We start from the raw sequence: 14,353 nt of genomic DNA on the forward strand, positions 1-14,353 counted from the left end.
ATGAAACGCATTCTGCGTTCCCAGGGTTTCGTGACCGTGCTCGGCGCGCTGGTACTCGCGGCGGTCGCCGCAGTCGCTTACCTTGTGGTGTTCGATCCCGTGAAGAAGACGGTCGCCTACTGCGCCATGATGCCCGACGCCATCGGCCTGTACGCCGGCAATCACGTGACAGCCCTTGGCATTCCGATCGGCACTGTGAACTCGGTGCGCCCCGAGGGCACTGGTGTGCGGGTGGACTTCGAGGTGCGGGAGGATCGCGTGTTGCGCGGCGAGGTCACCGCGACCACGGTCTCCGACACACTGGTGGCCGATCGCGACCTCGCGGTCCTCGGCGAGCCGGGCGCCGCGCCGTGGGACCGGTCGACGTGCATCACCAACACCTTCACGCCGAAGAGCATCAGTCAGACGCTCCAGGGCTTCTCCCAGCTCGCCGGACAGCTGACCGGCGGCGGAAATCCGGGCGAGCAGACAAGGATTCGCGACAGCGTCGTCGCCTTCGAAGCCGCCACCTCCGGCACCGGACCGGCGCTGAACAAGCTGATCACCGATCTCGGCGACGCGCTGCGCGCGCCCGACGCGGCCATCGGACATATCGGCGGGCTGCTCGACTCCTACGGCAGGCTGATGTCGAGCATCGCGATGAACTGGGACGACATCCGGATCGTGCTGTTGCAGGCGAGCGAGGGCATCGCCTTCATCAACGAGCTCTGGGACCGGGTGGTGCAGCTCATCGACTCGCTGCTGGTCATTCTGCCGTGGCTGAACAGCATCGCCCGCGAATACGGCAGGCCGATCCTCGGGGCGCTGGACGGCGCGCTGCCCGGACTGCGGCTGCTCTCGGCGAACGTCGCGACGCTGCGGCAGCTGGTGGAGATGATTCCGCCGATCGTGCAGTTCTTCGAGGAGGTGATCGACCCGGCGACCGGCAGGCCGCAGCTGACCTACGCCGCGCCCAAGGTCGGACTGCCCCGCGAGCAGGCCCACCAGGTCTGTGCCGCGCTGAACGCGGTGCTGCCCGGCCACTGCGACGGAGCCGAAAACGGTTTGGCCGACATGAATCTCGTGTCCCTGGTGCTCGGAACGGTAGGTGCCCGATGACTACGCGATCTGTCCGGCGCGCCGCGCTCGTCCCGGTGCTGACACTAGGGCTGCTGTCGGGATGCGGATTCGATCCCGCGCAAGTGCCGGTGCCCGGCGCGACGGTGTCCGGCCCCACCTACCAGGTGCGGATCGAGCTGGCCAACGCGCTGAACCTGCCCGCCCGGGCGAAGGTCGTGGCCAACGGCGCGCAGATCGGCAGCCTGCGCGAGGTGAGCGTGGTGGATCCGACGCTCGAGCAGCCGGGCCGGGTGGAGGCCGTCGTCGAGATCGCCGAGCGGGTGCGGCTGCCGGTCGGCACCACCGTCCAGCTGCGCCAGAACACCATCCTCGGCGACATCTACATCGGACTCACCACGCCGACAAGCGATTTCGACCGCACCATCCCGCCGGGCGGAACCATCCCGCTCACGCGCACCCGGCCCGCGCTCCAGGTCGAGGATCTGCTGGCCGGCATGTCCACCTTCGTCGGCGGCGGCGCGATGCAGCAGATGCAGGACATCGTCAACCGGGTCAACGCGACCCTGCCCGACCGGCCCGCCGAGACGGCGCGGATCTTCGAGGTCATCGGTCGCGACGTGTCCGACGTGGCCGCCGACATGGCGGTGGTGGACCGGTTCCTGGACACCATCCAGCGGGATCTGGATGCCGCGCTGGACAATCCGCGTGAACTGGACGCGCTGCTCAGTGAGCGCGGGGCGGTCGAGATCCCGGCCGACGCGAAATCGCTGGTCCTCACGCTCGGCGTCGTCGGCGGGCTCGGCATCGTCGGTCACGCGATCGCCTGGCTCGGCCCGCTGCTGGAGGCGAGTGACGCGGCCGCGAAAGCCTTGGTGCCCTTGCTGTTCGCGGATCAGCCACTGGACTTGACCGCGCCGTCGAACTTGAACCGGGTCGTGTCGCTGGTTCGCGACAAGATCATTCCGTTCGTCGAGCGCGGTCCGAAACTGAACATCGGCGCAGTAGCGGTGGACGGAGCCGAGACGCCGGTCGCCACCGACGAGCAGGTGGCGCGAATCATCGCCACCCTCAGGATGATCGGAGTCGTGCGATGACCGTCGCCACCGAGCCCGACTATCCCGGCTACGTTCCGCCTGCTCCCGCGGGCAGCACGAGCGACGAGGTGCTGCGGCGGCTCGGCCCGGTCGCCTCGCTGGCCGCGATCGCGGCGATTCTGCTGATCGGCGTCGGCTACCTGAGTTTCGGCGTGGTGCGGGTCGGCTGGTTCACCGAGCACACCGAGGCCACGATGACGGTCCCGGATTCCGGCGGACTGCTGCCGCGCTCCAAGGTCCTGCTCTCCGGTGTCCAGATCGGGCAGATCACCTCGGTGACCCACACCCGCGCGGGCATCGAGGTCGACTTCCGCTACGACGCCGAATACCTTGTGCCCGCGAACAGTTCGGTGCGCATCGAAACACTCTCCGCACTCGGCGAGCCCTACCTGGAATTCCGGCCGACGGCCGCGGGTGGGCCGTATCTGCGCGACGGCGACCGGTTGGCGGCCGCCTCGGTGCAGCGTCCGGTGTCGATTCCCGAGGTCGCCCGCACCGCCACCCAGCTGCTGGAACAGGTGGATCCAGCGACGGTGGCCGCCATCATCGAGAACTTCAGCACCGGTCTCGCGGGCACCGAGGCGGTGATCCCGCAACTGTCCAGAGCCTCCGATCTGCTGGCCGCGACGCTCGTGAGCCGCACCGACCTGATCCGCGAACTGCTGATCGACATGCAGGCCCAGGCCGCCGAGATGACCTGGGCGGGTGGCGAATTGACCGCCGCCGCCAACCCGTGGGCGGACTTCGGGCCGCGGGTCAGCGAGGTGGCCGCGGCGATCGCGCGAGTCGTGCGGATCGGCGACACCCCGGGCGACTACCTCACCGACACCGAAGACGTGATCGGACTGCTTCCCTTCCTCGACGCGCTCACCCGGAAACTGGACATGCTCGGACCCGAACTGCGCGAACTGTTCCCGGTCGTCCAGCCGCTGCTCGCGCTGACCACCGGCGTGCTCGGCAAGGTCGACCTCGGCAGCCTGATCTCCCAAGCGCTGCACGCCACGACACCGGACGGCGCGCTGCGATTGCAGATCACCGTCCGGTAGGACGTGTCATGGCCGATCCGGGAATCCGGGAATTGGAAAGTATGCGCGGCAAGTGGATACGCCAGGCCCATCGGGACCGGGGTTCCGGTAGTAACCGACGAAAGACCAACGGATATGGCGTCGCCGTAGCTGATCGCTGATGAGTCCTGGTTCGGCCTGCGGTGATGGCTGGTTGCTGGTTGGCTTGGCTCCCAACACGATTGGTTGGTGTGGGAGGTCGGTTTCGTGGCGACGCGGGAATTCGCGGATGAGGAGTTGGCGCGTCTGTGGAGAACACCCTGGCCGCGGCAATGAAGGAGTACGGGGCGATGCGGCGCACGATCTACGCCGCGAAGTATCTCTCCGATCCGGACTACCGTCGTAAGATCTCCGGTCAGCTCAACAAGGGCGAATCCCTGCACGCACTGCGCCGCGACCTGCTCTATGCCCACGAGGGCATGATCCGGGCCCGCCAGCTCGCCGACCAGACCGAGCAAGCGTGGTGTTCGACCCTGGCCGCCAACGCCGTGATCGCCTGGACCAGCGAGTACTACGGGCTCGCGGTCGAACAGATGCGCCGGTCGTGGCAGCGCATCGATGACGAGGTCCTGGCCCACATCTCCCCGGCCCACAGCGCCGACATCAACTTCTTCGGCGCGATCGAGGTCGACATCGAGGGCGAACTCCGCCCAGCTCGGGCCCAGGGTAGGCGCGGTCTTGTGCGCCCGCGATGGCCAGGACTGGCACCGCGCAGTCCGCCAGGCCTTCGAGCACGCTGTCGCGTCTGACGACCGCGTCGGCGGCTTCTACCTCATCAACGTGGCGTGCACAGTGAATGTCGAGATGAAGGGCGGCAGTCTCGCAATCGAGGTCTATGACCCGAAGGCACGGCCGAATCCTGGCGGCGATGCGATACCCACTGTGAATCCTGGCAGCACCGACGTCTGTGTGCTCGCACGACATCTGACCGAACAGGTCGTGCCCAGCCTGCCCGCAACTGCGTGACTGTCAGTTACCGGCCGACCCGCGACACGTCGGCGACCATCCTGGGCGGGGGCTCGCGTAGGGCTGGGGTGTCGGCGCCTGCGCGGCAGGCTCAGGGCGGTGATTATCCGGCGGCCGCGACGATGTCGCCAGCGATTTTTTCGAGAGCTTGACACGCGTCGAGTGGTGCGGTCGGCCCGGTCGGGTTGATGTCGAGGGTGAGGACGATCAGGTGCGCGGTGATGCTGCCCGGCGCGTCGGCGGGCCGATAGACCAGTGAGGCGGTGCAGCCGACCGCTCGGGCCGGGTCAGCGGTGTGTACGGCGCGGATCTCGAGGCCGTTCAATCCTGCTCGCGGCTGGTAGCGAGAGGATTGGATGAGCTGGCCGCCGTCGAGACCACCGGCGGGCAACCGGATCTCGGCCGAAGGGGCTTGCTCGGCGTTGCGCGCGAAGCGCACTGACAGCGTGATCTCGCGCTGCTCGCCGTCGCGGTGCAGGGTGAGGCGGCACTGGTAGGCCTTGATCATCCCGGTGGATCGCACCTGCCAACCAGGGTAGGCCGCGGCGATCGGTCCCTGAGCTGGGCATGGATCCTTCTGCAGCAGGGACCGGCCGCCGCCGGTATCGCTGATCGGGTGCGGGGCAGAGTGGTGAGGTTGGGCAGGACCGCGGTCATGTACGCGCGGGTGTATGTGCAGCGTTCCGGCCATTCGACCGGGGTGTTCTTCGGCGGCGCGAGTCGGGCGATGCGCAGTCTGGCTGCGTAGCCGGTCTCGCCGTAGAGGGCGGTGAATCCGCAGGAATAGCTGCCTCCGACGTAGTCGCGGTAGACGGTCTGGCCAGCAAGTTGTTCGGCGGTGTCACGCATGCGGTCGGTGGCTGTGTAGTCGCGCGCCAGTTCGAGCTCGAAACGATAGAACGTGCCTGGCCGCTCGCGTCGGCGATGAATCTCTGACAGGCGGTCCAGCTGCCGTCTCGGTCGAGTCGCTGGAACGCACCGAGTTGCTCGCCGACCGGGCGGTCATGCAGCGCGCACGCGTCGGTCGCACGGACTTTCGCCATCGCCTCGGCGGTGCCCGGTGAGACGGCTGCGTCATCGATCGTCGCTGGATACGGCCGCGGAGTGGCTGCCGTCGAGGTGGTCGTGGCACTCGGTGAAGTTGCCACAGGTCTACCGGAGACTGCCTGGTCGCAACCCGCCAGCACGCTGCTGGTGATCAATGCTGCCAACTCGACGGCCGCTGCCCTGCGTAGCGCACCGACATGGTCAACTCCTTGCTGCGCGCTATCCGACACCGGCGACGATGTCGCCAGCGATCTGGTCGAGGGCCTGGCACGCATCGACCCGCGGTGCAGGGCCGCCCTTGCGGTTGATGTCGATCCCGATCGTGACCAAGTGCGCCGAGTTGGGAATCGAGGGGTTCGCCCGCCGATACACCAGCGAGGCACTGCACCCGATCGCCACCGCGGGATCAGCGCTGTGCACCGACCTGATCTCGACGCCGTCCAAACCTGCCCGTGCTTGGTAGCGGTCGGTCATGATGATCTGGCCGCCCTCGAGATCGCCTGCGGGCAGACGCGTCTCGCCAGCGAGGGGTACTTGTTCGGCGTTGGGCTGGAGTCTTACCTCGACTTCGATGGTGCCGTAGGCGTTGTCGCGGCGCAGGGTGAGCTCGCACGTGTAGGCGTTGGTCAGGCCTGTGGATTTCACCTTCCAGTCCGGGAACACCGCGACGATCGGCCCCTCGGCCGGACACGGGTCCTTCTGCACGAGTGAGCGATCGCCCTCGGTCTCGAGCGGATGCGGTGGCAGTGCAGTCAGGTTGCCGATGATCGCGGTCATGTACTCGCGGGTATAGGTGCACGCCTGCGCCCACGGAATCGGCTGGTTCTTCGGTGGAGCCAGCCGCGACACCTCCAACGTCGCGGCGAATCCACTGGCGCCGTGCGCGATCCGGATCGAGCACGACCAGCCATCTGGCTGATCGTTGAGCAGGTGCATCCACACGGGCTGGCCGGCGAGCTGATCGGGTTTGTAGAGGCTGCCGCGGTCGACGGCAAGGAAGTGGTCGATCAGATCGAGTTCGAAGCGGTAGAAGTTGTTCGGGTCCTCGGCGTCGGCGACGAACATGAGGCAGCGAGTCCAGTTGTTGTCACGGTCGAACCGCTGAAACGACCCGAGCTGCTCGCCGAGCGCTCGGTCGTGCAGGTCGCAGGCGTCGGTGGCACGCACTTTCGCCATCAGCTCTCGGGTTCCCGGCGCGACGGCGGCCTGCTCCATCGTGGACGGAACCATCGCGGGCCGCGGCGCCGCCGAGGTGCTCGTGCTGGCTTTGTTGCTGCCGGGTTGGCTTTGTGGTTGTCCAGCAACAGTTTCCCCGCACCCGGCGACCGCCACCACGGCGATCACTGCCATCGCGGCCACCGCCAGCCGTCGAAATACCGCCGCCATCAGGTCCTCCTCTTGCGTTATGTCTGCTCGGCCCGGTCCGGTCCGATCCGTACGCCAGCCTTGCGGGTCGACGGACCCTGTTCCATATCGCGTTCTCACGCGCCCGCGGGCAAGGTGGGTACGACTTTCTCTGCCAGCGCCAGGCCGAGTTCGCAGGTGTCGATGTGGCCGGTGTCGCGGTTGGAGGGCGGGTTGTCGAAGTGGAATTCGAGTGACCCGCCATGGATCTCGACGTTGATGCTGCATACCTGGCGCGGTCGATCCTCATTGCGGCGCGCCATCACCGCGGGACGGCCGCCGATAGTGACCTCGCGCCCCTGGAAGTACCAGGTCTTGCGTACGTGTGGCAGGGTCATGTTGGTGGTTTGGATCGCGACGGCATATCCGCCGGGGACAACCCATCGACAGCCGCGCCATTTCACCCCGTCGGGGCCCTCGGCGTTGGCCCTGTTGTCGGCGATACCTTTGACCATCCGCTCGGACTTCAGCAGGCTGTCGGGGACATCGGTGCAAGGGTTGTAGGACGTTGGCGCGTCGACGAGCAGACCGACTCGGTTCACGGTGCTGGCCACCGCTGGATGTCGCGATTGTTCCTCGCTGGGGCTAGCGCAGCCGACCAGCTGTGACAGCGCTACGGCGCTCAGCAAGACGCTGGCAGCGATGCGCACCGGAGGTTGTTGTGCCATCGGCGGATTCCTCTTCACTCGGGTCACTTCGGCAGGAACGGCTCCAAGGCGCGAGCGTGGCGCACCGCGAACGAGCACGGCGGCCATTCGAGCTTCGAACCATGGTCCATGGCGTGGGTTGCCGCCCATCCGACGATCACGTTGAGCATGCCCTCGGCGAAGGGCATGCTCACATAGCAGCGAGGCTCGGCGGTCTTGTCCCGACAGGTCAGCCCGGAGCGAGCACCGATCATGACCGGTTCGAAGCCGGTGACAGTGCTGTTGCTGCGGACGTCGTCTTGCGGGTGTGTCGAGGCGGCGACGGAGATGAAATATGGTGCCTGCATCGCTCGCCACTGACAGATCCGCCACGCTGCAGGACCCTCGGGCGGATCAGTGACGACGTCCCTGCTGGCTGGATCCGCCCCCGCCGCTGACAGCGCAGCGTCCGACAGATCGGTGCATGGGTTGTACACCACTGTCCGCTCGCCGTATTCAGCATCGAACCCTTCGGCGATGGTCGGATCGCCGGGGATCGTCGCCCCGCAGCCGCTCAGCGAGACGATCGCGAGCACCGCGAGAACGCCGAGGACCCATCGGCCCGAGAATGCGGAGCGTCGCGTGAATCCGCTGCGCGAGCAAGGTTGTGGCATTGCTCCCCCAAGGTGTCGGTGCGGATGGTTCGGTCGCTAGTTCTGACGCACCAGGCTCCCCCGCGGTTCCATTCAGCGGTCGAAAGCCTAACGCAGGCCCCGCCCCGGCGATCGTTGCCGCGGACGGTGATGAATCCACGCCGGACATTGCAGCGGCTGATTTGTAGAACGTTCCTTACCGGCTCACCCGGATCGGTCAGCCAGACTGTCGGGGCCGAGCGCTCAGGTGCTCAGCCACGTGGTCGACCCCGGCGCTAGGCTCGCTCACGCCAGCAGATGTATTGCGCGAGGGGGGAACCGGTGCCATACCGACGTGGGTGGCGGACACTACTAGTTGTGGCAGTCGCCGCCGTGCTGGGTGCAGCTCCGTAGTCTCCGGTCACCCGACCGTAGAGACGATCGTCCACGACGAGACGACACCGCTGTGGAATCCGTGCAGCGAGATCCCCGATGAGGTCTTGCGCGGCGACAAGCTCGATCCCGCAACCAGACGCATTACAGTCGGGGGCCGGGGGGGACCCCAACGGTTGGTGGAACGTCTGCAATTGGGATTCCACCGAAAACCCCTACGGGGTCAGCATCTTCTCCACCCGCCGCACCGTCGGTGAACGACGAACCAATCCCAACAGCGTGTTCCTCCGCGACGTCACCGTCGGCGCAAGCCGCGGGATCGTCACCACAAAACGAGCCGATCCCGACGAGCTGACCTGCTACGTCAGCATCCCTGCCAAACAGGGCATGGTCGAACTCGGTATCACCTGGTTGTACGGCGAACGCCACACCATGCTCGAAGCACCGCCCTGTGCCGTGGCGGTGCAGCACATGACCTACTTCGAACCCGGACCGGTGGTCAACGCCCGGTGGGGGCGCTCTCCAGCCCAGCAGTCCGGCGCCGGATGCGCCCCCAGTGCTGCGGTAATCTCACGGCAGTTGGTTGGGGGCGGACAAGCCGGTCCACCCGGGTGATGCGGCAGCGCTGGCGGAGGGGCACTGGTGACGAATCGGACGAATGCGTGGCGGGCAGGCTGATGCCAGCGCCCAGGATGAACGCACGGCGAGGAGGTTTCACGCATGTTGTGCGGCGCCTAGCACGGCGAGCGGTGGCCTGTGCGGTATTCGCGACCACTATTCTCACCGGCTGTGCTCAGACGACAATCGGAAACCCAACCATCGCAGGCGGTTTCGACACCGAGTCCGGTGAGCGCACGGTGGTCTACAACCCGTGCACCGATCTGTCCGATGCCGCGTTGCGTGCGGCCGAACTCGATCCGGCCAGCAAAGACGTCATCACCGATGCGCCGGAGGGTCCAGCGGCCTGGCGGGTGTGCCAGTGGCGTTCCACGCAGGGCCCGTACGGGGTGGTCGTCGCGTCCTCGATCCGGCCGCAAGACGACGTCCGCTCCAACACCACCGTGACAGACTTCGCGCCGATGACCATCGGCGCCCGCGCCGGACTCACTTATCGCGACAAGGCTGACGAGGACCAGTTGGGCTGCTATGTGAGCATGCCCTACGCAGAAGGCATGCTCAACGTGAAAGCCGCATGGAACTACAGCGAGCGCCACTCCGTGACCGAGCGGCCGCCGTGCTCGATCGCGGTCCAGCACGCCCGCGCCCTCGAACCATTCTTTCCGAAGTGACTTCGGATTGCTCGGGTCCGTCGAAGGCTAGCGTCCGACGTTGAAAGACCCGCCGGTAGGCTCCATTTCGAAAATTCGTGCAGGAGGGGAATTTCGATATGGTGCGACGCAAGCTACCTCGCGCGGTGATGGCGGCGCTGCTGCTAGGGGTGGCCGCGCTTGCCGGGTGCGCCCCGCCGCCGCCGGACGAACCGCTGCGTAAACCGGCGCCGCCGAACAGGCCACAGGTCACCTACGGCGTGACAGTGCCATCCGGCGATTTTCAGAAGCTGCAGGTCGCCGATCAGGCGCGCGCCATCGACCCCTGCGGCCTGATCGATCGTGAACGCCTCGCCGTCCACGGTCAGATCGCCACAGTAGGGCCGGATTTCGAGTTCGGTGACTGCTCGGTGGGGGTAGCTCTGCCGGAGCGAGCGCGGCTACTGGCACGTGTGAGCATCGACCTGTCGGTCGGGGAACCGGGCTCCAAGGACACCCAAACCCGCCAGATCGCAGGGGAAACGGTCTTCGTCGACGGCCTACGCACCGACAGCCTCCAGTGTGTGTACCGGGTGCCCTTGCACTTTCGCGCTGCTGAACCAGCGGCCGGGGGTGCTGTACCCGATGTCGTAGAGGTTCCGGCCGTGCAGTACGCGCGCGTCTCGGCGTTCGCCTTCGACCCCGAACGCGATTGTGGGATCGCCGAGGAGGTGACAGCTTCGCTGCTCGACGCCGTAAAGCACAATCGGTTGCCGCGCCGTGATCAGGCCACTGTGCGCCTGCCGCTGGCCGAGCGCAGCCCGTGTGAATTGATGTCCAAGCTGCCGGCTGGGATTTCGGTGTCGCGGTTCGACGTCCAGACCGACCCGTACGACTGCGATTTCACCGTCGACGGAGACGGCGCGTCACAGCTCCTCAGCAACATGGTCAGCGTCAGCTTCCGGTTGGTCGGTGCCGATGATGCCCTCGTCCCAATCCGCGACGGACAGCACTGCAACCTCGCCTTCCCGGTCGGTCCGATCCTGGACACCTATCAACCGGGGACGCGCGCCAGCCAATCCGAGATCAACGGCGCCCGCAAACAGGTGGTCGTGCGGATGTCCGGTCCATGCCCGGTGCTGGACCGCCTGGCACCGATCGCCGCTGAAACCTTCGGAGCCAACCGATGACCCGCCTGATGGCAATGGCAGCCGCACTGACCGTGGCAGCGGCGTCGCTCCTGGCTTCGGGATGCGCCAGCAGCATCGACGGCACCGCAGTGGCCATCGACCGCGGATACCGAGCCAACCTCACTACCGACACCGCCCGAGAGGTGTTGAACGAGCAAGACCGGATGCGGCGATTGGACCCGTGCGGGTTCATCGATGAGGCCTCGGTCAACACGCTCGGGCGCATCGCCTATTTCGGGCCTGGACTCGACCAGGACGGCTGCGAAGTGCGGTTCGACCGCACGACCACGCCCAAACGGATCTATGCACTGACCCTGGGCCTGACCGTGCTCCGGACCGGGTACGGGCAGGCCACCAGCTTCGGCGGACGCAGCGCCTCGGTAACCAGCGACGAGGACGGGATGTGCAGCATCGCGGTGGACTTCCAGGGGCAACGGGCCTTCCATTACTTAATCCATAGCGATGGCGCCTCACCCTGTGAGGAACTGCGCGCGATCGTGGCCGCCTCCGCCCCGCTGCTCGACACCTTCCCCCCGCGCGCGGCGTCGACGAAGATGCCGAAAACCAAAGCCTGGACATTGGATCCATGCGCCGCACTGTCTACCGCCTTCCCAGCCGATCAACGCTTCTACATGACCGGCCTGCCCAGCAACCCATACAAGTGCGATTTCTGGCTTGGTGACCGCTCCGCACCCGGAGATACCAACCGCCACACCATCACCTACTCCCACACCCAGCAGACCCAAGTCACTTTCATGCCAGAAGCCGACCGACGCCTCCGGATCGTCGGGTTCGACGCCCGCGAACACAGCGGGGACCAGGACTACTGCAAGATCTCCGTATTCGTCGGCGCAAACAATCCATTCCCCACCACCGACTACTACGGCAACCCAGAACCGCTGGTCGAAGTCATCGAAATCACCGGCAAAGGCTGCGACAAAGTCCGCCGCCTCGCCGCCGAAGTCGTCAAGAACTACCAGAACGGCTAGGCCTCATGTTGATGGTTCGGTCGCGGGCTGCGGCAAGTTGCAAGCGGGCCGCTCCAGCAGCCACTGGTGGGCAGGCGCGGTGAGGTGCACACCTGCCAGAACCAGGGGAACCCGCGACGGTCCATACCACCAGACCCGGCGAGATCCTGCACCGCACGCAAGATCATTGCCCCAGTCCATGGCTCGTCCAGCCGATCGACCGCAGCACTGACCACATCGCAGGCCGAACCCCATCAACGGCGACCCGACACCGAGGTAGGCCGGGCTGTCGACGTCGTCGACCAACCGTTCGAACAGTTGCCGAATGCCGGGGTTCGCCTTGCACAGTGCGGCGTCGAGTAGGGCCCGGTTGGAATTGTTGAGCTTGCGTGAGGAATAGGCACGCCATCGAGCCACGGTCGTGGTCGCGACGACGAGGCGCAACGCGGTCACGAAGGTCGCGAGGCTGACCACTTCCAGAAGCCCCATCCGCAGATATAGGTCCCAGTCGGCCCGCAGGCTCGTCCACAGTGGAAATCCGCGGATCACGGCGATCCAAGCAGAGTCACCGCCCAGTCAGCAAGCGCTTGCATGTGGCGGTCGTTGAGCTGCCGCGGCGTTGTCTCGGCAGGATGGCTATGACGGCCGTAATAGACGAATCTCCCACCTCGAGTGGGACATGCAGGCCTACCGAGCCGATGACTGGCCAGCATGACTTTCATGCTGGTTTCGGCCGCACGCAGGACGGTCAAGCCGTCGTCGGCGATCCAGCGCCGTTGCCAGCCACCGATCGCGAAAAGCCCAGCGGTGAACGTCCGTCGAGGTAAGTCATGGGATCTTCCCCTCATTGGTACGGACGAACCATACTGTGCAGAACAACGAGGGCCCACCCTGCAATCCTGGGTCCGTCATGCGGCTAGGCCTACGTCGAGGATGGCTCGCGCACAAGTACTTTCAGGGCCGCGTCGGCGCTTCGAGCACTTTCACGAGGGACGAGGCGAGGAGGGCCACGGCCCGATCATCGTCATCGGCCAGCTGCCGCAGGATATCGAGCGCGATGGTCCCCGGCATTTCGGCGAGTGCCTGTGTCAGTCGCATCCGCACCGCCGAATCCGCTGTGGGGGTCGCGAGTTCATCGGCTATCGCGCTCATGATCCGGGCCGCCCACTCGGGGTCGCCTGCCAAGGTGCCCAGTATCTCGGCTGCCTCCACATCGTTCGGGCCTTCGACCACTGTGCCGACGAGCGTCGGCACAGCTCGGGTGACGCCGCGCGCACCGAGGGCCAGAGCGGCATGTCTGCGGATCGTCGTGTCCGTATCGCCGAGCGCGTCCGTGAGCGCCGCGATCGCTACGTCGCCGGGTAGTTCGGCGAGCGCCATGACCGCGCGCCGCCGGATGTCGACGTCGTCCGAGCTCATGGCGGGTATCAGACTTGCCACACCGTCACCGCCCGCCCTCGTGAGGGCCCACCGAAGGGCCCCGGCGACGTTCGGATCCGATTCGGTGAGGACCGCCTCGGCCAGCAACTCGGCGGGCATCGCCGGGACCTCGGCCGAGGCTAGAACGGCTTGCTGCCGTCGCGCGGCACTCGGCGATTCGAGTCCGTGCAAAAGCTCGACGATGCGCGCGACGTCCCGCCAGCTCGAGGGCTCGGCCGTATCGACCATGCGGAGCCGCTCGAGTAGCTCCCGCTCCCGGTTCAGTCGTTCCTCGGCTTTTCGGATGAGGTCGCCGACCAGTGCGGATGGAGTGAATCCTGGATCGTCGAGAGCGGATCCGATCTGGCGCAGTGACAGTCCCAGGGATCGCAGACCCTCGACGTGGAAGATCCGCCGGATGTCGTCGTCAGAGTATTCCCGGTAGCCGCCCACGGTGCGGCCGGTGGGTCGTACCAGCCCGAGCGAGTCGTAGTGCCTGAGCATTCGGGCGCTTACACCCGAGTAGCGCGCCACTTCACCGATCAGCACGCGTTTCCTCCTTCCGGTCCGGACCGAGCGCGACGACCCGCCGTGCCTCGTCGACGGCGAGGTCGAATCCGGCGTCCGGGTCGTGCAGCAGCCGCCGCGTGGCGCTCGCATGGGCACGCACCGTCGGGTCGTGACTTGCCGTCGCCGCCTCCAGGATCGGCTCGATCACGTCGCCGAGCGCGAGGAGGGCGCGGCTCAGACTCAGCCGTACGTCCCGGTCACCGCGGCCCAATTGACTGGCCAGTTCCGCGGCCAGCACCGCCTTCTCACCATCGGGCACGAGAACGACGGCGGCGCGCCATGCACTCCGCGCGACGTCGTCGTCGGAATCGTGCAGCAACGACCGCGTGAGCGCGGGCCACGCGTCCTTGTCCCCGATCTTCGACAGTGTGTGCAGGGCCTGGCTCCGGGCTTGTGCGCGTTCGGAAGACAGTTCCGCGCACAGTTTCGGAACCGTGATCTCCGACGGGTGGCGGGTCAGCGCCCAGGTGAGCATGTCGCGCACGAAGAAGTCCGGCTCGATCGCGCACCGTGCTACGAGCGCATCGATGAAATCGGGTGCGGGTCGCGTACCGATCGCCAGCGCCGCCTTCAGCCGCGTCGACGAGTTCCCAGCGGCCAATGCGTCGCGCAGCCGCGTGTCCGGTGAATTCCAGTGTCTCGAGTTGATGGGGACCACCTCCGACCGCCAGTGA

Annotated in this window: 15 protein-coding genes and 1 pseudogene; 9 read left to right on the forward strand and 7 right to left on the reverse strand. The window is 66.6% G+C overall.

Annotated features, from left to right (window positions below):
• The 5 genes and pseudogenes from T333_RS26430 (at nt 1) to T333_RS26450 (ending at nt 4,183) form a co-directional block, all read left to right on the forward strand.
• Complete coding sequence (locus tag T333_RS26430) at nt 1-1,098, forward strand: MlaD family protein (RefSeq protein WP_496426190.1); 1,098 nt, start codon at nt 1-3, stop codon at nt 1,096-1,098.
• Entirely contained in the window at nt 1,095-2,153 is a 1,059-nt protein-coding gene (locus T333_RS26435) for an MlaD family protein (RefSeq protein ID WP_496426191.1), read from the forward strand. Before T333_RS26430 ends, T333_RS26435 begins: the two co-directional genes overlap by 4 nt.
• Complete coding sequence (locus tag T333_RS26440; protein WP_496426192.1) at nt 2,150-3,199, forward strand: MlaD family protein; 1,050 nt, start codon at nt 2,150-2,152, stop codon at nt 3,197-3,199. Before T333_RS26435 ends, T333_RS26440 begins: the two co-directional genes overlap by 4 nt.
• 269 nt (nt 3,200-3,468) lie before the next feature.
• Nucleotides 3,469-3,910: pseudogene (locus T333_RS26445) on the forward strand (Tn3 family transposase); the annotation flags it as partial.
• A gap of 99 nt (nt 3,911-4,009) precedes the next feature.
• On the forward strand, nt 4,010-4,183 hold the full coding sequence (locus T333_RS26450; RefSeq protein ID WP_496426410.1) for a hypothetical protein: 174 nt from the start codon (nt 4,010-4,012) through the stop codon (nt 4,181-4,183).
• Between the two features lie 103 nt (nt 4,184-4,286).
• Here T333_RS26450 and T333_RS26455 read toward each other — a convergent pair whose 3' ends face one another.
• The 4 genes from T333_RS26455 to T333_RS26470 all read right to left on the reverse strand — a co-directional run bounded on the left by T333_RS26455 (nt 4,287) and on the right by T333_RS26470 (nt 7,856).
• Nucleotides 4,287-4,706, reverse strand: a complete 420-nt coding sequence (locus T333_RS26455) for a hypothetical protein (protein ID WP_496426193.1) — start codon at nt 4,704-4,706, stop codon at nt 4,287-4,289.
• A 743-nt stretch (nt 4,707-5,449) separates the two neighbouring features.
• Complete coding sequence (locus T333_RS26460) at nt 5,450-6,616, reverse strand: hypothetical protein (protein WP_496426194.1); 1,167 nt, start codon at nt 6,614-6,616, stop codon at nt 5,450-5,452.
• 95 nt (nt 6,617-6,711) lie between these two features.
• Complete coding sequence (locus T333_RS26465) at nt 6,712-7,284, reverse strand: DUF3558 domain-containing protein (RefSeq protein WP_496426195.1); 573 nt, start codon at nt 7,282-7,284, stop codon at nt 6,712-6,714.
• Nucleotides 7,285-7,325: 41 nt separating this feature from the next.
• Nucleotides 7,326-7,856, reverse strand: a complete 531-nt coding sequence (locus T333_RS26470; protein WP_496426196.1) for a DUF3558 domain-containing protein — start codon at nt 7,854-7,856, stop codon at nt 7,326-7,328.
• Between the two features lie 528 nt (nt 7,857-8,384).
• Between T333_RS26470 and T333_RS26475 the strand changes: the two genes are divergently transcribed.
• The 4 genes from T333_RS26475 to T333_RS26490 all read left to right on the forward strand — a co-directional run bounded on the left by T333_RS26475 (nt 8,385) and on the right by T333_RS26490 (nt 11,711).
• A complete protein-coding gene (locus T333_RS26475) occupies nt 8,385-8,900 on the forward strand; it encodes a DUF3558 family protein (RefSeq protein ID WP_496426197.1) in 516 nt (171 codons plus the stop codon).
• Between the two features lie 47 nt (nt 8,901-8,947).
• Complete coding sequence (locus T333_RS26480) at nt 8,948-9,574, forward strand: DUF3558 domain-containing protein (protein ID WP_496426198.1); 627 nt, start codon at nt 8,948-8,950, stop codon at nt 9,572-9,574.
• Nucleotides 9,575-9,651: 77 nt separating this feature from the next.
• Nucleotides 9,652-10,722, forward strand: coding sequence for a hypothetical protein (locus T333_RS26485; RefSeq protein ID WP_496426199.1), 1,071 nt, complete (start codon nt 9,652-9,654; stop codon nt 10,720-10,722).
• Nucleotides 10,719-11,711, forward strand: a complete 993-nt coding sequence (locus T333_RS26490; protein WP_496426200.1) for a DUF3558 family protein — start codon at nt 10,719-10,721, stop codon at nt 11,709-11,711. Before T333_RS26485 ends, T333_RS26490 begins: the two co-directional genes overlap by 4 nt.
• A 3-nt stretch (nt 11,712-11,714) precedes the next feature.
• Here T333_RS26490 and T333_RS26495 read toward each other — a convergent pair whose 3' ends face one another.
• The 3 genes from T333_RS26495 to T333_RS26505 all read right to left on the reverse strand — a co-directional run bounded on the left by T333_RS26495 (nt 11,715) and on the right by T333_RS26505 (nt 14,328).
• Nucleotides 11,715-12,179: a hypothetical protein gene (locus T333_RS26495; RefSeq protein WP_496426201.1), complete on the reverse strand. Its 465-nt coding sequence runs from the start codon at nt 12,177-12,179 to the stop codon at nt 11,715-11,717.
• Nucleotides 12,180-12,644: 465 nt separating this feature from the next.
• Entirely contained in the window at nt 12,645-13,658 is a 1,014-nt protein-coding gene (locus T333_RS26500; RefSeq protein ID WP_496426202.1) for a HEAT repeat domain-containing protein, read from the reverse strand.
• Entirely contained in the window at nt 13,645-14,328 is a 684-nt protein-coding gene (locus tag T333_RS26505) for a HEAT repeat domain-containing protein (protein WP_496426395.1), read from the reverse strand. Before T333_RS26505 ends, T333_RS26500 begins: the two co-directional genes overlap by 14 nt.
• Between the last annotated feature and the right edge of the window lie 25 nt (nt 14,329-14,353).

It is taken from the genome of Nocardia sp. CNS-044 (assembly GCF_059570515.1).